General features: G+C 70.7%; 11 protein-coding genes. 8 read left to right on the top strand and 3 right to left on the bottom strand.

Going from position 1 to position 21287, the window contains the following annotated elements; translation table 11 throughout:
* The first annotated feature begins 141 nt into the window (after positions 1-141).
* Genes H958_RS0119530 through H958_RS0119520 form a run of 3 tightly spaced genes read left to right on the top strand, consistent with a single transcriptional unit; the run spans position 142 to position 4642 of the window.
* A complete protein-coding gene (locus H958_RS0119530) occupies positions 142-2178 on the top strand; it encodes a hydantoinase/oxoprolinase family protein (RefSeq protein ID WP_028059899.1) in 2037 nt (678 codons plus the stop codon).
* Positions 2178-3848 carry a hydantoinase B/oxoprolinase family protein gene (locus H958_RS0119525; RefSeq protein ID WP_028059898.1) on the top strand — a complete coding sequence of 557 codons (1671 nt, stop codon included), beginning with the start codon at positions 2178-2180 and terminating at the stop codon, positions 3846-3848. Before H958_RS0119530 ends, H958_RS0119525 begins: the two co-directional genes overlap by 1 nt.
* Complete coding sequence (locus tag H958_RS0119520) at positions 3845-4642, top strand: SDR family NAD(P)-dependent oxidoreductase (protein WP_028059897.1); 798 nt, start codon at positions 3845-3847, stop codon at positions 4640-4642. The genes H958_RS0119525 and H958_RS0119520 overlap by 4 nt, the downstream gene beginning before the upstream one ends.
* Positions 4643-5115: 473 nt before the next feature.
* On the opposite strand, the gene H958_RS0119515 is transcribed toward H958_RS0119520, so the two are convergent.
* Together H958_RS0119515 and H958_RS0119510 are read right to left on the bottom strand one after the other, a co-directional pair.
* Entirely contained in the window at positions 5116-5442 is a 327-nt protein-coding gene (locus tag H958_RS0119515; protein ID WP_028059896.1) for a hypothetical protein, read from the bottom strand.
* 211 nt (positions 5443-5653) lie between these two features.
* The gene (locus H958_RS0119510; protein ID WP_028059895.1) at positions 5654-5929 is read right to left on the bottom strand and encodes a hypothetical protein; all 276 of its coding nucleotides are present in this window, start codon (positions 5927-5929) and stop codon (positions 5654-5656) included.
* A 359-nt stretch (positions 5930-6288) separates the two neighbouring features.
* Between H958_RS0119510 and H958_RS38755 the strand changes: the two genes are divergently transcribed.
* Positions 6289-8253: a GAF domain-containing protein gene (locus H958_RS38755; protein WP_081686061.1), complete on the top strand. Its 1965-nt coding sequence runs from the start codon at positions 6289-6291 to the stop codon at positions 8251-8253.
* 255 nt (positions 8254-8508) lie between these two features.
* On the opposite strand, the gene H958_RS0119495 is transcribed toward H958_RS38755, so the two are convergent.
* Positions 8509-9081 carry a hypothetical protein gene (locus tag H958_RS0119495; RefSeq protein ID WP_156028085.1) on the bottom strand — a complete coding sequence of 191 codons (573 nt, stop codon included), beginning with the start codon at positions 9079-9081 and terminating at the stop codon, positions 8509-8511.
* 251 nt (positions 9082-9332) lie between these two features.
* Here H958_RS0119495 and H958_RS0119490 point away from each other — a divergent pair, with 251 nt between their 5' ends.
* The 4 genes from H958_RS0119490 to H958_RS0119475 all read left to right on the top strand — a co-directional run bounded on the left by H958_RS0119490 (position 9333) and on the right by H958_RS0119475 (position 21281).
* Positions 9333-9872: a site-specific integrase gene (locus H958_RS0119490; protein WP_255325437.1), complete on the top strand. Its 540-nt coding sequence runs from the start codon at positions 9333-9335 to the stop codon at positions 9870-9872.
* A 246-nt stretch (positions 9873-10118) separates the two neighbouring features.
* A complete protein-coding gene (locus H958_RS0119485; protein WP_156028084.1) occupies positions 10119-10853 on the top strand; it encodes an MBL fold metallo-hydrolase in 735 nt (244 codons plus the stop codon).
* A 474-nt stretch (positions 10854-11327) separates the two neighbouring features.
* A complete protein-coding gene (locus H958_RS0119480) occupies positions 11328-20708 on the top strand; it encodes a DNRLRE domain-containing protein (RefSeq protein ID WP_081686060.1) in 9381 nt (3126 codons plus the stop codon).
* 9 nt (positions 20709-20717) lie between these two features.
* Positions 20718-21281 (top strand): suppressor of fused domain protein, encoded by a 564-nt coding sequence (locus tag H958_RS0119475; protein WP_037410764.1) that lies wholly within the window; start codon positions 20718-20720, stop codon positions 21279-21281.
* Positions 21282-21287: the final 6 nt, after the last annotated feature.

Genomic DNA, 21287 nt, shown 5'->3' with positions numbered 1-21287 from the left:
GCCGAGCCTAGCGATTTTGTAGATTGTCTGCAATATCTGTATCGTCCGCCGCATGCCAGAGCTCCGGTCGGAAACCGTCGCGATCCACGCCCGACGCGCCGCGCGCGTGGAGGATCTGTGGGGCGATCTGGACCAGGCGCTGTGAGGGCCGGCGTAGACATCGGCGGGACGTTCACGGACCTGTGCATCGCCGGGCCGGACGGGATCGTGGCGATCGGCAAGGCGCTCGGCACGCCGTCCGCGCCGGCGGACAGCGTCGAGACGGTTCTGCGCGACGCGCTCGAGCGCCAGCGTTTCGGCGGCGACGATCTGACCCAGGTGGTGCACGCGACCACGCTCGTCACCAACGCGCTGATCGAGCGCAAGGGCGCGAAGGTCGCGCTGCTGGCGACGGCCGGCTTCCGCGACGTGATGGAGCTCGCACGGGAACGGCGGCCTGACATCTATCGGCTCGACGTGTGGCGGCCGGAGCCACTCGTGCCGCGTCATCTGCGCTTTGACGTGCGCGAGCGCACCCTGGCCGACGGGACGATCGAGCAGCCGCTCGACTCCCAGGAGGTCGAGGCGCTGGCGCGCGAGCTGGCCGAGCGCGGGATCGAGGCGATCGCCGTCTGCTTTCTGCACAGCTTCGCGAACCCCGCCAACGAGCGGGCCGCGCGCGCTGCCGTGGAGCACGCGGCGCCGGGCCTGCGTGTCGCACTGTCGAGCGACGTCGCGCCCGAGATCCGCGAGTACGAGCGAACGCAGACGACAGCGGCAAGCGTCTACGTCCAGGACCGCGTGGTGCGCTATCTCGCCGATCTCGAGGATCGCCTCGCGGGGCTCGGCGCGGGCGGCCGTCTACGCGTGATGCTCTCCAACGGCGGCATTGCCATCGCGCGGGACGCCGCGGAGCGGCCGATCCGCATGCTCGAGTCCGGCCCGGCCGCCGGCGCGCTCGCGGCCGCCCGCTTCGCCGGCCTGAACGGCTTCAAGGACCTGATGTCGTTCGACATGGGCGGGACGACGGCGAAGCTGTGCCTGATCGAGGACGGGCGGCCACTCGTCACGCACGAGTTCGAGGCGGCCCGTACGGATCGCTTCACGCGCGGGTCAGGCCTGCCGATCAAGACGCCGACGATCGACATGATCGAGATCGGCGTCGGCGGTGGCTCGTTGGCGGGGGTGGACGCACTCGGGCTGCTGGCCTGCGGGCCCGAGTCGGCGGGCGCCGATCCGGGCCCGGCCTGCTACGGCGGTGGTGGCACACGGCCGACGGTCACGGACGCCGACCTGGTCCTCGGTTACCTCGACCCCGGGTTCTTTCTCGGTGGCGAGATGACGCTCGACGTCGACGCGGCGCGCACCGCGATCTCCGAGCACATCGCCGAGCCGCTGGGCCTGACCGTGGAGGAGGCGGCGTGGGGCATCCACCGGCTCGTCAACGAGGACATGGCGAGCGCCGCGCGCGTGCACGCGGCCGAGCGCGGTCACGACGCGACCGGGCTCCCGCTGTTCGCGTTCGGCGGGGCCGGGCCGGTGCACGCGTTCGGCGTCGGCGCGGCGCTCGGTACGACGACCGTCATCGTGCCGGCCGCGGCCGGCGTGATGAGCAGCATCGGCGTACTCGCCGCCCCGCTGGCCACGGACTCTGTGCGTAGCCGGCTCGAGCCGGTCGACGGAGAGACCCTCTCGCGCGCGGAGCCGCTCTTCGTCGAACTCGAGCGGCAGGGCGCTCAGGTCCTCGCTCTGTCGGGGGTCGGCGAGTCGCAGATCACGCATGAGCGCTCGATCGACATGCGCTATGTCGGCCAGGGCTTCGAGGTGACGGTCCCCGTGAAGCCGGGCGAGGATCTCAAGCAGGCCTTTGAGGCGGCCTACGTGCGGGCGCATGGGCGCACAGGTCCTGACGTTCCGATCGAGGCGATCAGCTGGCGAGTCATGACTCGGGGGCCGGATCCAGAGCTGCTCCTCGTTGCGGATTCGACACGAGGCGGAAACGCGAGGAAGGGCACGCGCAGCGTCTATTTCGGCGGCGGCTACGTGGAGACGCCGATCTACGACCGGTATCGGATGGGGCCGGACACGCAGGTCGAGGGCCCGGCGATCGTGGAGGAGCGCGAGTCGACGACCGTCGTCGGACCAGGCGCGTCGGCCCGCGTGGCGACGGACGGCAGCCTGGTCGTGGAGGTGACGTGATGACGCTCGACCCGGTGACTGTGGGGATCGCCGCCGGCCGGCTGGCCTCGATTCTCGATGAGCAGCAGGCGACGCTCGTCCGCACCGCGTTCTCCACGATCGTCCGCGAGTCGGAGGACTTGGCGTGTGGTGTGTTCGACCGCGAGGGCCGGATGCTCGGCCAGTCGCACAGCGGCACTCCGGGCCACATCAACGCGATGGCCACGGGCCTGAAGTACATCGTCGACGCGTATCCGCCCGAGACGCTGCAGCCCGGCGACGTCCTGGTCACCAACGACCCGTGGATGACCGCCGGCCAGATCAACGACCTCACCGTCGTCACGCCGGTCTTCCGCGGCGAGCGCATGATCGGCCTGTTCGCGTCGACCTGCCACGCGCCCGACATCGGCGGCCGCCTGCTCTCCGCCGAAGCGAGCGACGTCTACGAGGAAGGCCTACGGCTGCCGATCATGAAGCTCGCCCGCCGCGGCGAGATGAACGAGGACCTGCTGGCTGTCATCCGCGCCAACGTCCGCACACCGCGTGAGACCGTTGGAGATCTCTACGCGCAGGCCGCGGCGAACGACGTCGGCGCCCGCAGCCTGCTGCGCTGCGTCGACGACCTGAAGCTCGAGGACCTCGAGGAGGTCGGCGCTGAGATCCGCCGCCGCTCGGAGACGGCCATGCGCGCGGCGATCGCGGCGCTGCCCGACGGTCGGTATGAGGCGGTCGGCTACAGCGACGGCCACGGCGAGCGGATCGAGCTGCGGCTCGCCGCGATCATCGACGGCGACGAGATCACGCTCGACTTCGCGGGCTCCTCGCCGCAGAGCGAGCACGGCATCAATGTCGTCCTCAACTACACGCACGCGTACGCGTCCTTTGCGCTGAAGGCGGCGGTCGCGCCCGCTGTCCCGCACAACGACGGCTCGTTCACGCCGGTGCACGTGACGGTCCCGGAGGGCAGCATCCTCAACTGCCGCCCGCCGGCGCCGGTCGCGTCGCGGCACGTCGTCGGCCACTTCGTCCCTGGGCTCGTGCTCGCCGCCTTGACGCCGGTGCTCGAGCGTCACCCCGCGGGCAGCGCCGATGCCGTGTGGATCAGCGTGTGGAGCCCACTGAACCTGACGCTGTTTCAGTCCGGCGGATCCGGTGCTTGGCATGGTCGCGACGGCCGCAATGCGACGGGCTTTCCGTCGGCGGTGGCATCGGTGCCGACCGAGGTGCTCGAGCTGTCGGCGCCGCTGGTGCAGCGGGAACGGTCGCTGCGGATGGACTCCGGCGGCGCCGGGCGCTGGCGTGGCGGGCTCGGCCAGACGTCGGTGATGACGCTGCGCGACGGCGAGCCGGAGTGGCGCGTGTCCGCGCTCGCCGACCGCACGACGGTCCCGGCTCCGGGCACCGACGGCGGCCATGAAGGCGCTGTCGGCGAGGTCACCGTCGACGGTCGGCCGATCCCGACGAAGCGCCTCACCAGCCTTGCTCCGACAGCAGAGGTTCGCCTCGCCCTGCCCGGCGGCGGCGGCGTGGGCGACCCGCGCGAACGCGACCACAAGGCCGTTCTGCGTGACGTCGTCGACGGCTACGTGAGCATCGAGGCCGCCGAACGACTCTACGGCGTGCGCATCCGGCAACAGCGACAGGGCCGCGTGCTGCTGCCCGAGGACTTCGACATCCAGGAGGAAGCATGAGCAAGCTGGCCGGCAAGGTCGCGGTCGTGACGGGCTCGGGACGCGGAATCGGCGCCGCGATCGCGACCCGCTACGCCCAGGAAGGCGCCAAGGTCGTCGTCACCGACATCGACGGCGACAACGCGAACGCGGTCGCCGAACGGATCAAGGCCCACGGCGGCGAGGCGATCGCCGTCACGACCGACGTCTCCCGAAAGGACCAGGTCGACGCCCTCATCCAAGCCACCCTGGATGCCTTCGGCGCGATTAACGTGATGGTCTGCAACGCGGGCAAGGTCCGCGACGCCGTCAAGCACGTGCTCGAGGCCGACGTCGAGTTCTTCGACAGCGTGATCGCCGCGAATCTCCGCGGCCACTACATGTGCTCCGTCGCGGCCGCGCATCACATGGCGCGCAACGGCGGCGGCGTGATCATCACCACCTCCTCAGGCGGCGCCACCCGCGCCCATCGCGGCATGACGGCCTACGACGCCTCCAAGGGCGGCATCGAGGCGCTGACCCGCGCCCTCGCGCTCGACCTCGCGCCGTACAACATCCGCGTCGTCGGCCTCGTCCCCGGCCTGATCGCGCCCGACGACGCGCCTCCAGAGGCGCTCGGCAAGACCGCGGCGACTGTCCCGCTCCAGCGCGCCGGCAAGTCGGAAGATCTCGCCGGCCCGGCCGTCTTCCTCGCCTCCGACGATGCCGCTTACGTGACCGGCAGCTTCGTGGTCGTCGACGGCGGCGTGCTGTTCCAGCAGCGCTCCCCCGAGATCGAGACGTTCCCCGTCACGAACTTCCCCACGCTCTCCTAGGGCCTACCGGGCGATCGCGGCCGACAGCCGCGATCGCGCGGGGTTCCCGACGCCCGTCCTGGACACGCGGCGTTACGCCCGCCGTCGCCGCCGTGAAGGGGTCAAAGCGGCCGGAGAGGACTGACCGGTACGAACCGACCCCAAGAGACTGGACCTGACGCGGCGAACGCCCCCCAGAACGCCCCCAGCAGCGTCACAATCCAGCCCGGGCCAGCACACACCCACGATGATGCCGCCTCCCGCCGACACCGCGACGGCACCTCTCCGGGATCGTTCGGCCACACAACTCTTAAAGCCGCACCCCCGCCGCTCGCGAGCAAGCGAATGTTGACAAGGCCGAGGTCCTTCCGTCCTGAAGCACCACGCGCGCCGGCTGTCGTCTCTCGAGCTATGCGGCGGTCCTGTCCGCTAGCGGTTTTGACTCGTTTGCGACAGCGACGCTGCACATGGTCTGGCTCATCGCGGCGCTGCCGCTATTCGTCCGACGACCGGTATCCGAGCATGCGGCGAAGCGCCACGCCCACGCTCACACCCAGGATGGCCGCGGGCACGCAGATGACGAGGGCAAGCGCGAGCTGTTCGTCCGACCCTCCGGGAACGAAGGTCAGCCACCCGAGTGGTACGAGCCACAATGCCCACCAGCGACCTGCGACGAAGCCCGCGGCTCCAAAGATACCTGCAAATGCGAGTATCGCGACGTTCCAAGACGTCACGGCCTCGACGTCGTCGAGCGCCCCGCTGTGGACGAGAGCGGCGAGTATTGCGGCGAACATGCCGCTGAAAAGGATGCGAGACAGCACGACGCTGTTCGTATCGGCCGAGGCAGCATCCGACGATAAGGCCCGTCTGGGCGGGTTGGCCGGCATCTCAGCCGGAAACGCCGACCATGGCTTGGAGCCGGACCCGCCAACCGCTCAAGCCGCTTGCGCGGGGCCATCGTCCGGCGCGCTGCTCCTTTCGCCTGACGCCGCGAGCGCGGCCGGTGGAATCGAGGACTCGCGTGCCCCGTCGTCACGCTCGCGTGGAGCGGTGACCGTAGGTCGTGGCCATTGCGGCGAGTATCGCGACCAGCGCCAGGCCAAGCCACGGATTGACGAGGACGTCGGTCCGCTGAGGCTCGCCGAAGCTGCAGCGCGCGCCTGGCGGCCAGAGCGAGAGCCCGTCCGCCGGCACGAAACGCTCCCGCTCGCAGACATCGTCAGCGCGCCCACCCGTATGAAGGAACAAGAACGCGCCCGCGAGAAAGACCGCGCCAAGACCGGTCATCAGCATGATCCGCCGAGACATGGTCCCTCTCTACCCGTTCCCGCAGCATGTCGACGACCGCAGCACCGTTGCGGCGGAATACAGCAGGCCGGCCTCGTTCATAACGGCTATCCCCTTTGCCTCACTCAGACCGGCAGCGCGGCGGTATGTTGCCCGAACTCTCGTCGCGGTTGCCGTGATCGTCCGCGGGAGCAGCGAACTCGGGCTTGAGTCGGTCGCCGCAGAGCACTGGTTTCGTCGACGAGCAGCAGCGGCCGTTCCCCTTGGCCCGCCCGAGGATCGCCAACGATGGCTTGAACGTCGGTGCCGCTTGGCGGCCGCGGGCGGGAGGGAGCCGGAAAGCTCTGCAAGACGCGCGCCGGTGCGAGGATGATCATGCCATGACATCACCGATCCCTCGCTGGCTGCAGGCAGTGCTCGCGAGTGTGGTGCTTGTCGCCGCGATCACCGCGGTGATCGCGCTTCTGGAGCCGCGTGTGCCGGCTCTGGGTCTGGGCGTGCTCTACCTGTTGGCAGTCGTCCCGATTGCGCTCGTGTATGGCGCCGCGGTCGCGGGCGCGGTGTCGGTGGCGAGCATGGCGGCGTTCAGCTACTTCTTCCTGCCTCCCCGGTACAGCTTGGATCCCGGCACGTCGGACCGCTGGTCAGTAGTTGTGGCGTTCCTGGTGGCGTCATTGGTGGTCAGCCAGCTCGCCGCGCGTTCCCGGCGCGAGGCGCGCCGATCGGCGCGCCTTGCCGACCAGCAGGCCGCGCTGCGACGGGTTGCGACGCTGGTCGCTGAAGGGGTCGCGCCGCCGGAGGTGTTTGCGGCGGTCGCGCGTGAGGTCGGCCTGCTCCTTGGTGTCGACGCGACGCACATGGGGCGCTACGAGGGCGACGGGACAGCGACGGGAGTCGCCGCGTGGAGCTCCGCCGGAGATCAAGTTCCGGTCGGCACCCGCGTCGAGCTCGAAGGCGAGAGCGTCGCAGGGTCGGTGTTGCGGACCGGCCGGCCTGCGCGGATGCTCGGCTACGAGCAGGCTTCCGGCGCGGGGGCCGCGCTGGGCCGGAAGCTGCGCCTGCGCTCGTCGGTGGGCGCCCCGATCGTCGTCGACCAGCGCCCCTGGGGTGTGATGATCGCCTCCTCGAGGAGTGACCGGCCGCTCCCAAAGGACGCCGAGGCGAGGATCGCCGCCTTTACCGAGCTCGTCGCCACGGCCATCGCGAACACCGAGAGCCGGGCTGATCTCGCCCGGCTGGCCGAGGAGCAAGCGGCGTTGCGGCGCGTCGCGACGCTAGTGGCGCGGGCGGTGCCGCCGGATGAGGTGTTCGCGGCGGTCACCGAGGAGGTCGGGCGCGTGCTCCCGGTCGAATCCGCCGCCATGGCCCGCTACGAGCCCGACGGCACGATGACCGTTGTCGCGGCCTCGGATGCGGTGCGCGACCGCTTCCCCGTCGGCGGTCGGTGGCCGCTCGGGGGAAAGACCGTCAGCACGGTGGTCTTCCAGACCGGCTGTCCCGCCCGCATCGACAGCTATGCCGATGCCTCCGGCCCGCTCGCCGTCGCCATTCGCGAGCAGGGCCTGCACTCATCGGTCGGGGCGCCGATCGTCGTCGAGGGCCGCCTGTGGGGTGTGATGACCGCGAGCTCGGGCCCTGAGCAGCCGCTGCCGGCCGACACCGAGGCGCGCCTCGCCTCGTTCACGGAGCTCGTGGCGACGGCGATCGCGAACGCCGAAGCGCGGACGGAGCTTGCGGCGTCGCGGGCGCGGATCGTGGTGGCGACCGACCAGGAGCGCCGGCGCGTCGTTCGCGATCTGCACGACGGCGCGCAGCAGCGGCTCGTCCAGACGATCATCACGTTGAAGCTGGCGCGCCGGGCGCTTGAGCGCGAGCAGGAGGCCGCCCCGGCGCTCGTCGGCGAGGCGCTCGACCACGCGGAGCGCGCGAACGTCGAGCTGCGCGAGCTCGCGCACGGCATCCTCCCGGGCGTCCTCACCCAGGGCGGGCTGCGCGCGGGAGTGGACGCGCTGGCTTCGCGGATGCCGGTGCCGGTCGAGATCGATGTGGCGGTGGGTCGGCTGCCTGCCGCGGTCGAGGCGACCGCCTACTTCGTCGTCGCCGAGGCGCTGACCAACGTGGCCAAGCACGCTTGCGCCGGACGCGCCGAGGTGATGGCGCGGATCGAGGACGGCACGCTCGCGGTCCACGTGCGCGACGACGGCGTCGGAGGCGCCCGGCGCGGCGGCGGCAGTGGCCTCATCGGGCTGGCGGACCGGCTCGCCGCTCTCGACGGCGAGCTCCGGGTCGACAGCCCGGCCGACAGCGGCACCCTCGTCGCGGCCGCCATCCCCCTCCCCGGCTAGCTCCCGCGTCAGTCGAGCGCTCGCGCGTCGACTGCTGCTCCGAGCCCGCAAGCAGCAGCGACGCATCTCGCAGCCGCCTTTCATGCACCTCGGCACTCCCGCGTCGATAGGCCGCACCGACCACGCGCTGCTGCTTTCGCCTGAACGGAGCGGCGCAGCCCCGCGATGCTCCTGCGGCGTGACCCATCCGTCCTCAAGCGCCACGCGCAGCTCTGCGCGTGTCGGCTCGAGTCGGCCGAGGAGCGGTAACGCGCGTTAGCCTTGCTCGAACGACGCATTGTTGAACTTCCCGCCGACGAACCTCGCGGCGAGGTACTCGCTGTCAACCTGGAAGAACGAGTCGCGTTCGAGGCCGACCTCCCAGTCGGCCGTCTTGCCGTTGTCGTCGTCGGGCTGGCCGAGCAGCGCGAGCACTTGGGCGTGGGTCATGCCGTCGAGGCGATGACAGCGGAGCAGGTCGTCGCCGAGGATCTGCTCTCTCGATGGGAACGCGCCGCCGTCGGGCTTGACCCAATCGGCGTGCGTGATGGCCGGCGTGCGCTTGCAGCTGGGCCGGATGGCCTCGATCGTCGTTGACCAGTGCTCTTTGAAGCGTTCCTTTGAGCGAAACCAGACCAGCGCCGGATCCGACTCGCGGCCGGAGAAGCACGACCACGTCTTGCCGTTCGTGTCACAGCTGCCCTTGACGATCGAGCGGACGTCGGAGCAGGGCAGCGACTTGCCGGTCACGCGGATCGCCAGCGTCCGGCCGTAGAGCGCCTTGGTCCCGCAGGTATGGGGCTTGGCCGGAAGCGCCACGGCGGCGAAGATTGCAAGGAGTGCGATCACGCACTGAAGATAGCTCTAGTGACGTGGGCAACTCGCATGGGGACTGCGGTGATTCTGTGCAGGCGGATGATTGAACGAGGCCACGCGCGTTGTGCGCGTGGTGTTCTGCAAGGGTCGGGAGGTCTCGATGACCGCGCTAATTCCGTCGCCACAGCGGCGCTCGCCGGCGACGCTGCCGGGCTACAACGCCGGCAGAGCGCCACGCAAACAAAGGCCGGCGATATCCGGCCGATCCGCCGCGGGTCGAGGAGATCGTCGCGGTCATGCGCTCGGCCGGGGTCGGGCTGCGCGGTGAGCGGCTGCGTGGGTTGATCGTCGTGTTGTGGCGTGCTGGTCTGCGCATTCACGAGGCGCTGCTGTTGACTGAGCACGATCTCGATCCGCGCCGAGGCTCGATCGTCGTGCGCCGCGGCAAAGGCGGACGCCGGCGAGAGATCGGCATGGACGACTGGGGCTGGGAACACGTAACACCCTGGCTAGAGGCGCGCAAGACGCTTCCGTACGGGCCGTTGTTCTGCGTGATCGAGGGCTCACGCGCGGGAGGGCCGTGGCCGACCGGCGCGGCGCGCGCGGCGCTGCATCGTGCTGCCGCGCGTGCCGCTGTGCGCCGACGCTTCGCTCCCCACCAGCTCCGGCACGCGCATGCGATCGAGCTCGCACGCGAGGGCGTGCCGATCAACATCATCCAGCGCCAGCTCGGCCACAGCGACCTCGGCGTGACCTCGGTCACCTGCAAGGCATCGACGCCGCCGAAATCATCGACATCGTCCATCGCCGCCGGCCGCCGATGATCCCCGCGATCGTTGGACTCCGCGGCTTGCCGTAGCGCGTGTCGCTCGCGTCCTAAAGCACCACGGTTGGACCCGCCCCGCGCGCCGGTGCAGGCGCTCGCCTCGCGGCGAGGGTCTACCGCAGGGCCACTGTTCCTTGAGCCTCCATGCGATAGCCCGCGATAGGGTCGCGGCGGATTCCCGCGCCCGCCGACGTCCGACAGGGATCTCGCTGCGCAGGTTCCAGCGGCCCGGACGGAGGGGATGATGGCGATCGGCGATATCGAGGAAATCGTGACCGGGCTCTGGCGCTGGGAGCGCCGCCCGCGAGGGTTGCATCCGGGCGAGTTCGGCGGCAGGACGAGTTACGCCATCGCTCTCAAGAGCGACGTGCTGCTGCTCGACCCGCTGGTGGATGGCGACGACGACCCGGCCCTGGACGTGCTGGACGACCTCGTCCGCGACCGCGTTCGGATCCTCGTCACCATGCCCTACCACACCCGCAGCTCCGAATCCCTGTGGCGCCGCTACCGCGGCGCGAAGGCACGCATCTACGGGCATCCCGCTGTCGCGACACGACTCAGCGACGTCTCCGGCTTCGAGGCCGTCACCGGCGGAGGCCACGTCGCCGGGATCGCTCGCTTCCACTCGATCGGCAGGCCGCCCAGCTCGCAGCAGTCGATCGAGATCCCTGTCGTCCGCGCCCTGGTCTTCGGCGACGCAGTCGTCGACACAGACGGTGGCCAACTGCGCGTTTGGGCGGCCCCGTTGGACAGCGAAGGCCGCCGGCAGTGGTGGCACGCGCGCTACCTGCCGACTCTTCAGCGTCTGGTCGAGCTGGATATCGACCACGTCCTCGTAACACACGGCCGGCCTGCCATCGGCGACGGCAAGGCCGCGCTGCAGCGCGCGCTCAAAAGCGCCCCCTGGCAGCGCCCGGAGCGAGCAGTCAAACGGACCTCGCCCAGCGCTCGCAGCGAAGGCGGCAGCTCTTTGAGTTAGGCCCTTGAGTCGCCGGCCCGCAGCTTCGGTTCGCGAGGCGACTCCTGCTTTCGCAGGCCAGCAGCGGCGACTGCCTCCACCGCACCGCTTTCGCATCGCGCAACGAGCGACAGCGACCCGCGCCCGCTCGTCGAGTGCTGCGGTCACGCGAAGGCTGTCGCGCATAGAGCGTCGCGTCTCACCGCGCGGCGGCAGCGATCGGCTCGGTGCGAGGGCGCGGCAGCACGCTGTCGGGCCGTCGAGGCGCTATCGCTGATCGTCGGAGCACGGAGCGAGACGTCGATGCATACAACGCACCGTCCTGTGAGCCGCGGCCGCCAAGTGCGCTTCGACCGAGTGGGAGGCCCTGGGCGGCGGGCAGGCGCCTTACATCCCCACCCACCCGGCGGTCAGCCGCCTTCCCGGCGCGTGCGCGCTCGCCCCGTCCTCGTGGAAGCTCCGCGCCCGGCGGCGGACTAGGGGAGGGAGCAGGTCATGGGTGACGTCGAACGCAGGGGTGCGGCAGCCGGACGATTCAGGCAGCGCCACGGCGTTCTCGTCACCGCGGCGGTCGCCGCGCTGTGCGTGGCGGCCGGCGCGCCGGACGGAGTGCCGGCACGCCCGCGCCCCGCCCAGGCGGGCGCCGAGGTGCTGTCCCTCCGTACGCCGACGTCGCGCACGTTCGCGCTCGGCGGCGGCCGCTTCCGCAAGGAGATCGCCGCGGCACCGGTTCGCTACCGCGACGCGCGCGGCTGGCACGCGATCGACACCCGGCTGCGCCCGGAGCTCGCCACGCTCCCGGCGGATCCGTTCGCCCCGCCGGGCAAGCAGTTCCGCGCGCGCGGGACCAGCTTCGACGCGTCGTTCGCAGCCGCGGCGAGCGGCGAGCATGCCGCCTTCTCGGTCGCGGGGCGGCGGTACGGGCTGATCCTGCGAGGTGCCACGCCCGTCGCCGGAACCGTGAGCGGCTCGACGATCGCCTACCCCGGCGTCCGCCCTGGCGCCACCCTCGTGGACCGCACGACCGCCACCGGGATCGAGCAGACGCTTGTGCTGCACGACCGGCGCGCGCCCTCGAACTACGTCTTCCACCTCGGCGGGGCGGCGGACCTCCGCGCGATTGCGACGCACGACGGCGGGTGGCTGTTCAAGGCCCCGTCGAGCAGCGCGGTCGCACTGCGCCTGCTGCCGGCGACCGTCGGCGACGCCCGCACCACCGACCGCGGCGTCACGCACGACCCCGCCCACGTGCGGACGACCGTCAAGCGCGCCGGCGACGGCTACGACGTCGCCATAGCCGTCGACCGCCGCTGGCTCGGGAGCCCGTCCCGCCACTTCCCGGTGACCATCGACCCGACGTACACGATCGGCGAATGGGCGTCCGTCAACTACGACGCGGCCTGCTCGCGTTGCGCCACGTCGGCCCCCGGGTGGCTGTACCTCGGCACGAGCTCGACCAAGGCATACCGGATCGGGACGCAATTCGACCTCAGTGGCTTCCCGGCCAACGCGACGGTCAGCGGCGCCCAGTTGCAGATCTACAGCGTCGGCGGCGTCTGCGTCGACACGACCGAGCCCTGCGGCGCGCACAGCCACACGTTCGACGTCCACCGCCTCACGCAGCCGTGGGGCAGCACGACGAGCTCTTTCGTCTATGACTCGACGGCCCTCGGCACCGCCACGCTCCCGGCGGACCAGCAGGACCACTGGCTGACGTGGAACATCACGGAGACCCTGAAGGCGTGGCTGGCCGGGACCCAGCCCAACGACGGCCTCGTCATCAAGCGCTCGACTGAGCCCCTGGGTGCGGGCGGCCCCTACATCGAGGACGCCGACCCGTCGCTGACGCCTCAGATCGTCGTGACGTACGGCACCGACGCCGTCACGTTGGACGCACCGCAGACCGTCCACTCCAACGGAGCCGAGCTGACCTGGACCCGGTGGGACGGCTCGAGCGGCGGCGTGTTCGGCGGCTACGAGGTGCATCGCTCGACCTCGACGGGCTTCACGCCGTCGAGCAGCACGCTCCTGACCCGCATCGCGGACCCCGCGGTCACGAGCTTCAGGGACACCACGGCCGCGCCGTCGACGACATACACGTACAAGGTCGTCGTCAACGGAGCCGCCTCCAGCGCTCAGACGGTCGCGCTGCCCGCGAGCGGTCAGGCGCGGACCGTATTGCAGCCGGGTCCGGATTCCGGCATCGACACCTATATCCGGCACAACCCGTACATGGACGAGACTGCGTCGGAGGCGTGCCGCTCCTTCGGCGCCATGAGCACGCTCGACGTCGGCTCCGACGGCATCCTCGAGCGGGCACTGCTCGAGTTCGACACCTCCCTGATCCCGGCCGGCGCCACCGTCAGCAGCGCGTCGCTCTCGCTGACGATGACCGGAACGGCCGACGCGGCGATCACCATCGGGGCGCACCGGATCACCGGCGACTGGGCCGCCGGCACGGGCGTCGGGACGTGCGCCGCCGACGGCGCCACCTGGACCAGCCGGCACGGCGGGATCCCATGGGCGGCGGACGGCGCGGACTTCGATCCGTCGGCCGCGTCGACCGTCTCGCACGCCTCGGGGGCTCCCGCTACGACCGACAGGTTCTCGGTCACGTCGATGGTGCAGAAGTGGACCGACGGCAGCGCGCCCAACCTCGGCGTGCTCCTCAAGGCGGAGAGCGAGCCGGACGTCCTCGGCCGGTGGATCGGCTACGTCGCCGCGGACGACACCTGGGACCCGGCGGACCGTCCGAAGCTCACCGTCACCTACGCCGACGGCAGCCGGAGCGAGTCACCGGCCGTGACCATGTCCTCCCCGCAGAACGGCGACGTTGCACGAGGGACCGTCACTGTGACGACGGCCGCCGCCGACGACCGGCGCGTCGACCAGGTGGAATTCCTGGTGGACGGCGCCTCGATCGGCAGCGACACGACCGCGCCGTTCGCGGCCGCGTGGAGCACGACCGGCACGGCGAACGGCCAGCACACCCTGACCGCGCGCGCCACCGACGACGTCGGGAACGTCACGACCTCGCGCGGCGTCGCCGTGACCGTCGCGAACTCCGCGCCGCCGACGACAAAGGTGACCTCGCCAGGGAACGCGTACGCGGACGTCGTCCGCGCCGACGGCCCCGCGGCGTTCTGGCGCCTCGGCGAGGCCGGCGGAACCACCGCCGCCGACAGCTCCGGCAACGGGCGCACGGCCGCGTACGGCAACAGCTACACGCTCGCGCAGCCCGGGCTGATCACGTCCGACGCCGACAAGGCCGTGCTGCTGCGCAACAGCAACAAGGACGGTCAAGTCGCCAGCTCGGGCCTCAGCGGGCTGTTGGGATCCCAGCTGACCGCCGAGGCGTGGGTCTCCTACACCGGCGTCGCGACGGCGGGCGCGTTCGACCGCATCGTCGCGCGCAACTGGGGGTCCGCCGGTGGTTGGATGCTCGCGGCGACGAAGGACGCGGTCGGCACGCAGCGGGTCCAGTGGAGCATCAATGCGGCGGGGACCGTCGTGACCGCCGGCGCGGCCGTCACGCCGGGGAGGATGTCGCTCGCCGGGACGTACGACGGCACGACGCTGCGGCTCTACGTCAACGGCGTCGAGGCCGCGACCGCTACACGGAGTGCCGCCGCGCTCAACACGAGCGCGGCGATCGCGCTCGGCGCGACGCTCGACACCGACATCACCGTCGACGACGTCGCGGTCTACGACAAGGCGCTCGGCGCCACCGCCATCAAGCTCCACGACGATGTAGGCCGCGGGCGCACGCCGACGGTCGCCGGCAATGTCGCCGTGAGCGCCGACGCGAACGACGACAAGTCGGTCAGCCGCGTCGAGTTCCTCGTCGACGGCGTCCGCTACGACGAGGACACCACCGCCCCGTACGCCGGCACGCTCAAGACACTCGACCCTGCCAACCCGGCCTTCGACGGACAGCACGCGCTCACCACGCGCGCCTACGACGGCGACGGGCAGGTCACGACCTCCGCCACGGCCACGGTTCAGGTGGCCAACGCGACCGGGACCCGCTACCAGCAGGACCTCACGTCGACGCCGTTCCCTGCCGCGATGGTCTACGACCCTGCGACCGGCTCGCAGGACCAGGCCGGCATCGACGTCACCGTGACCAACCGCTCCTCCGCGACGCTGAGCGGCAACGACGTCGTGCTCCGCGCCCGCTGGTACCCGCTCGACGCGACCGGCAGCGCGCCGGCACCCACCGACGGCCCGGCGATCGCGCTCGGCGGCGACGTGGCACCCGGGGCGGCGCGGACCGTGCGTGCGCTGGTCGATCCGCCGGCGCTCGCCGACGGGGTCAACCGCGCGCAGTTCCGGCTGCGCCTCGACCTCTACGAGCAGTCGACGGGGACCTGGTTCGCGGACAAGGGCTCGCCGCCGCTGCAGAACCCCGTGATCGTCGACAAGGCCCTCGCGACCGGGCTCGGGCTCGAGCGCTACTACCACTACACGGGCAGCGAGCTCGGCGCAGGGCTGCAGCATCTGCTGAACGTGGCCAACGGCAACAGCATCCTGCGCTGGACGCCGTGGGATGAGCCCGGCCGGGGGCTGTCGACGGTCCTCGACCTCACGTACAACAGCCTCGAGAAGGGCAGCGGGTCGCCCGTCGGCAACAACTTCTCGCTTTCGATCTCCACGCTCACGCGGTTCGGCGCTCCGATCGACATCCACCCGAACAAGGCCGACGACATCGCCGGCCGCGCCAACCGCTTCATCGACATCGTCGACGGCGACGGCACCACGCATCGCTTCACGGGCCACCAGGCCGCCGACGGCACCGTCTACTGGACCGAACCGGCCGGCGTCCACCTCTACCTCCGCCACTACTCGGACACCGACCCGGCGCGCGCCTGGGCGTTCACCCGTCCCGACGAGACCACGTTCTTCTACGACCAGGACGGCTATCCGACATCGGTCGAGGACAACAACGGCAACCGGATCACGTTCACGCTGCAGGACACGCCTCCGGGTGAGGATCCGGGCGGCCCGAAGAAGCGCATCGTCGCGGTGACCGATGCGGCAGGCACTGGATCGAGCGCTGCGCCCGATCGCGCCTTCACGATCGAGTACTACTCGAAGGCGGACGCCAAGGCACCTCACGTCCGCGGGCAGATCAAGCGCATCACCGATCACGGCGGCGATCAGGCGCTGCGCTTCAGCTACTACGACGACGGCAACCTGCTGCGGCTGACTCAGGCCGGCGGGACGAAGGCGGACGGCTCGCCCCTGCCGGACCGGTCGTTCGTCTTCACCTACACCGACTCGGCGGGTAGCGGGCCGGCGATCGCCGTCGCCGCGCAGCGCGTCGACCCGGACCCGAAGACGCCGAACGAGTCGACGCGGCTCTTCAGCGTCGCCGACCCGCGCGGCCACGAGACCACGTTCGACTACAACGGCCCGACGACGGGACAGGACCGCTGGAAGCTCGCCGCGCGGACCGCGCGCGATGGCACCCGGACCACGTGGGCATACGACACGACCAACCGCGTGACGACGCAGACCGCGCCGCTCGCGCGCGTCAGCAAGTACGCATACGACGCCGACGGGAAGTTGACGTCACTGACCAACCCGAACAACGATGTCGTCGCCGTCAGCTGGACCGCCGACCGGATGGTGCACCAACTCACCGAGCCGAGCGGCGCGTACACCACCTACGACTACGACGACAACGGGTACATCACCGACGTCAAGCGCGTCAACCAGATCCAGCCTGCGCTGGAGCAGAGCTGGACGCATCTCACCTACGACCATCCCGCCGTCGACGGCGGAGATGCGCCGGGCCGCTGGCAGACCGGACGGCAGGTCGCGCACATCAGCCGGCTGGCCACGACGACGAGCCCCGCCGGGATGGCCACCGCCTCGCCGGCCGACGACTACCAGTACGACTTCACGTACGACGCCAAGGGCAATCTGCACACCGTCCTCGACCCCGAGAACCGCGCGTCGGGCAAGGTCACGACCTACGACTACAACCCGGACGGCACGGTCGCGCGCGTGACCGACCCCAACGGGCACGCGACGGCGTTCGAGGCCTACGACGCGAACGGCCTGCCGACCGTGGTCCGCGATCCGCGCAGCGTCGCCCGGCGCGCGACTCCCGGCTTCGACTACGTCACTCGGCTCGGATACGACGCCGACGGCCTGCTCCAGTGGGTGCAGGATGCCGAGCACTCGAACGAGAGCGGCGTCGACCCGCACGAGTACCGCAGCTACTTCTACTACGACGCCTTCCACCGCCTCGGGCGCCAGAGCGCCCCGAAGTCGACGCGCCTCGAACGTGGGATCCTGCTGTGGTCCGACGCCGACTTCGACGCGAACGACAACGTCCTCAGCGAGGTCGCCCCGCACGAGGGCCGCCAGGACACCGGCCGGGGCGACACGACCACGCACATGTACGACGCGATGGACCGTGTCACGCTCGACACGGGGCCGGACACGAGCGCGGACCCGGCAGGCGAGCGCACGAAGTACGACTACGACGACGCCGGCCGGCTCATCCAGGTCACCGATCCGAAGGGCGTCGCCACGGCGTCGCCGGACAAGGACTTCTCGACGATCCTCGGCTACGACGCGCTCGACCGCGTCGTCAGCGAGAAGCGGTACGACTACGACGGATCGGGCTCGATCAGCCGGACCTTGAGGACGCAGTACTGCTACGACATCGCCGGCGATCTGCGCTCGGTCACGCGGCCGAAGGCAGGCCCGGCCGACGTCACGTGCTCGCCGTACGCGGACGCGCAGTACACGACCAAGTTCGACTACGACCTCGCCCACCGTCTGCTGAAGCGGACCGACGGCGGCGGCAACGTGCGCACGTGGCGCTACGACACCGACGACAATGTCTCGGCGTACACGGACGAGCAGCAACTCGCGACGCCCGCGCGGCTCACCTACAACCAGCGCGACCAGCTCGTCAAGGACGAGCAGCCGTTCCAGACCGGCCGCGTCCTGACCACGCAGTACGTCTACGACCCCGCGGGCAACCTCCACCAGGAGATCAGCCCGCGGGCGTTCGACGCCGCCGGCGGTGGCACGCCGAACGACTACCTCACGACCTACGAGTACGACGAGAACGACCAGCTCACGCGTGTCGACCTCCCGCACAGCGCGCAGGAGACGCCCACGTACGTCCACCGCGACTACGACCGCAACGGCCGGCTGGCACTGCTCTCGCTGCCCACGACGAAGACGAGCGCCTCAGCGCTGACCGCCGACGACAGCAGCACGTACGACTACTGGGACGCCGGCTGGCTGCACCTCGACAACGAGCCTGGGCGTCAGAACGTGACCTACGGGTACTCGCCGCAGGGCTGGCAGCAGACGCGCGTCGCGCGTCTCGGCGACGGCGCTGAGCGGCACTCGAGCTGGGCGTACTTCCCGGACGGGATGCTCCAGTCCGAGACCGCGCGCGACGGCACTCGGACCACGTACACATACGATGCCGACAACCAGCTCCAGAGCGCCGACTCCGACCACGGCATCGGGGACGCGGGCCAGCAACCGCTGCACGTGACGGCGGGCTACGACGGCTTCGACCGGCTCACACGGACGCGCGAGCGGCGCGATGACCAGTCCACCTGGAAGGTCACGACGCTTGCCTACGACGACAACGACAACCTCCTGTCGCGCCTGGAGAACGGGCACGAGGACGCCGCCGGCGGACTGTCGGGCGGCCGCTCGAACGAGTTCACCTACGACGGCGCCGACCGCCTCACCCTCCAGCTCGACCACGGCAAGGACTCCTCCGCCTCGGCCACCGGTGACGACCGGCAGATCCTCTACGAGTCGTTCGCGCCGGGATGGCCCAAGTCGCGCACGCTGCAGAAGCTCTCGTCCGGGGACTGGACAACGACGCAGAGCACGGCGTGGACCTACTTCCAGAACGGCGACGTCGAGTCGCTGATCACGAAGAACGGCTCCGGGGCCGTCAAGGAGCAGCACACGGTCTCCTACCTGGACACGGACGGGCGTTACATCGACGGGAACCGTACGAAGGACGTCTTCCGGCTCGACGGGCCCGACTCGAGCAAGCCGTGCCGCACCAGCGACTGCACCCGCACGTACGCGTACGACGGGCGCGACCGCCTCACCGGCGAGACCAAGGATTACGGAACCGGCAGCCGATACACGAAGTACGACCTCGATGCTCCCGGCAACGTGGTCCGGTTCTACCAGGGCGACACCGATCCGCCGCCGCTGGCCGCGACCTACGACTACGACGCCAACCAGCTCACGACGGTCAGTGACAAGGATGGGAACGTCCAGCGTCGCTATTACCACGACGCCGACGGCAACCTCACGTGCGCCACCACGGGCGCGGGCACGCAGTCCGACTGCGACAGCTGGGACGGGGACAGCCGCTCGCCGAACGTCCTCGAGCACTACCGCTACGACCGGCTCAACCGCCTGCTCAGGGCGGCGAAGTGGGATCCCGCCGACACGCTGGACGACATCAAGAACGGCGAGACGACGTGGACGTACGACCCGCTCGACCGGCCTGCGCAGAAGGTCGAGCGGCACGGGACCGGCCCGAGTCGCACGACTTCCTACACCTACCTCGGCCTCGCCGACGAGGTCACGCGCGAGGACGCCGCGGACGCGGGCGGCGGCGACCCGCGGACGAAGGACTACTCCTACGACGCCAACGGGGACCGCGTCGAGCTCACCACCCAGAACGGCGCGTCGTCACCGCAGGTCTTCAGCTACGGCTACGACGTCCACGGCAGCGTCTCGCTCTTGCTGGACGGGGCCGGCTCCGCTCGCGCCGCCTACGGCTACCAGGCCTATGGCGACGACGACAAGGACCTGACCAGCGAGCGCGACGCCGACAATCCCGCGCAGCCGGCGGCGCCCAACAAGCCGACCAACCCGTACCGCTACGAGGCCAAGCGGCAGGACCCGGGCAGCGGCCTGCTCGACATGGGCGCTCGGCAGTTCTCGCCCGACCTCCGCCAGTTCGCCCAGCGGGACATGTACGAGGACCCGCTCGGCCAGCTCGACCTGACGAGCGATCCCCTGACCGCCAACCCGTACAGCCTCGCCGGCGGAAACCCGATCTCGTTCGTCGAGGACGACGGCCACATGCCGATCTTCGACGGCGACGTCAAGGCCGCGCGCGCGTATGCGCGGGCTCGGGTCCGGGGCCTCGCCAAGGCGGCGCGTCCCTACTACGGCGGCTGGACGACGGCGACCACCGATCCGAACAACGGGCGGCCGCGGACCCCGATCTACGACGCCGCGGGCCACTACGCGCGGGCGGCGAACGGCAAGCCGTTCACGCTGCCCGAGATCGACACCCCGATGACGTCCGAGCGCGAACGGGGCAATGCGCTCGTCGACGCGGCCGCCGGTGTGGCGATCTCGATGCTCAACACGCTCGGGGACGTCGCCATCGGCCTCGAGGGTGTGCCGGACGTCGGTCCGGAGTCGGCCGCCGCCGGCAAGGGGCTGAAGTCCGCCGCGCGGGGGCTGGAAGGCGCGGTGGGCAAGGAGGCGACGGCGGTCCGTCAGGCGACCGGACCGATCGTCCGCTATGACCGCCGGGCGCAGTACGGCGGTGCCCAGACCAACAGCTCAGCCGGCCGTGCGATCCGCGGCAAGGCCGAGGGCCAGAACTGCCCGGGCTGCGGGCGCACGATGCGAAGCGGCACGGCGACGCAGCCGGTGCCCGAGCATTCGCCCCCGCTGCTACTGCACTACTACCTGCGCGCCGGGCACGCCATGACCGACGCCCAGCGGAGGGCCTACGCTCGCAGCGAGGAGGCGTTCGACGGCGCGATGTGCCTGAGCTGCCAGCGAAGCCAGGGAGCGGAGCTCAGCCGCCTTTCGAGGCTGCTCGCGTACCTGTTCGGCGGTTAGATTGCCCTGATGGCCGGGACCCCATCGCAGCTGCGCGCGCACGTCGATGCGTGGTTCCCCGCGAGCGCGCGCGAGGAGTTCTCGTGGACGCTGGGACCCATCGGGAGCGAACTGCCGCAATTTCGCGTCGCCCGCTACTCCGCGGCCACGCCGGACGAGCCGTGGGCGTACGTGTCGCTCGGGGCCTCGGAGGTCGAACGCGATGGCGAGCGCGTGGAGTTCCTGATCCTGTCACCGGAGGAGACGCCGCGGCATGTCGAGACGCTCGCGATGGTGACGTACTTCCACGCCGACCCGCGCTACGGGCTGACCGAGGCTGCGATCGTCGACATCGGGCGGCCGTGGCTCGAAGGCTCGGCCGCCGATCACTTGCTGGTCTCCAAGCCGCTGCCGTACGGCCCCAACTTCGAATGGCTCGAGACCGCGGACGGCCTCGTCCGGTTCCTCTGGCTCGTACCGATCACTTCAGCCGAGGCGGCATTCGCGCGCAAGGAGGGAACTGCCGCGCTCGAGGACGCGCTCGAGGGCAGCGGCGCCAACGTCATCGATGGCGCCCGGCCGGCGGTCGTCTGACGTGCG

Source organism: Candidatus Solirubrobacter pratensis (assembly GCF_000425945.1).
GTDB lineage: Bacteria > Actinomycetota > Thermoleophilia > Solirubrobacterales > Solirubrobacteraceae > Solirubrobacter > Solirubrobacter pratensis.
Note: the sequence above shows the minus strand (reverse complement) of the source record. Positions and strands in the feature narration are given on the sequence as shown.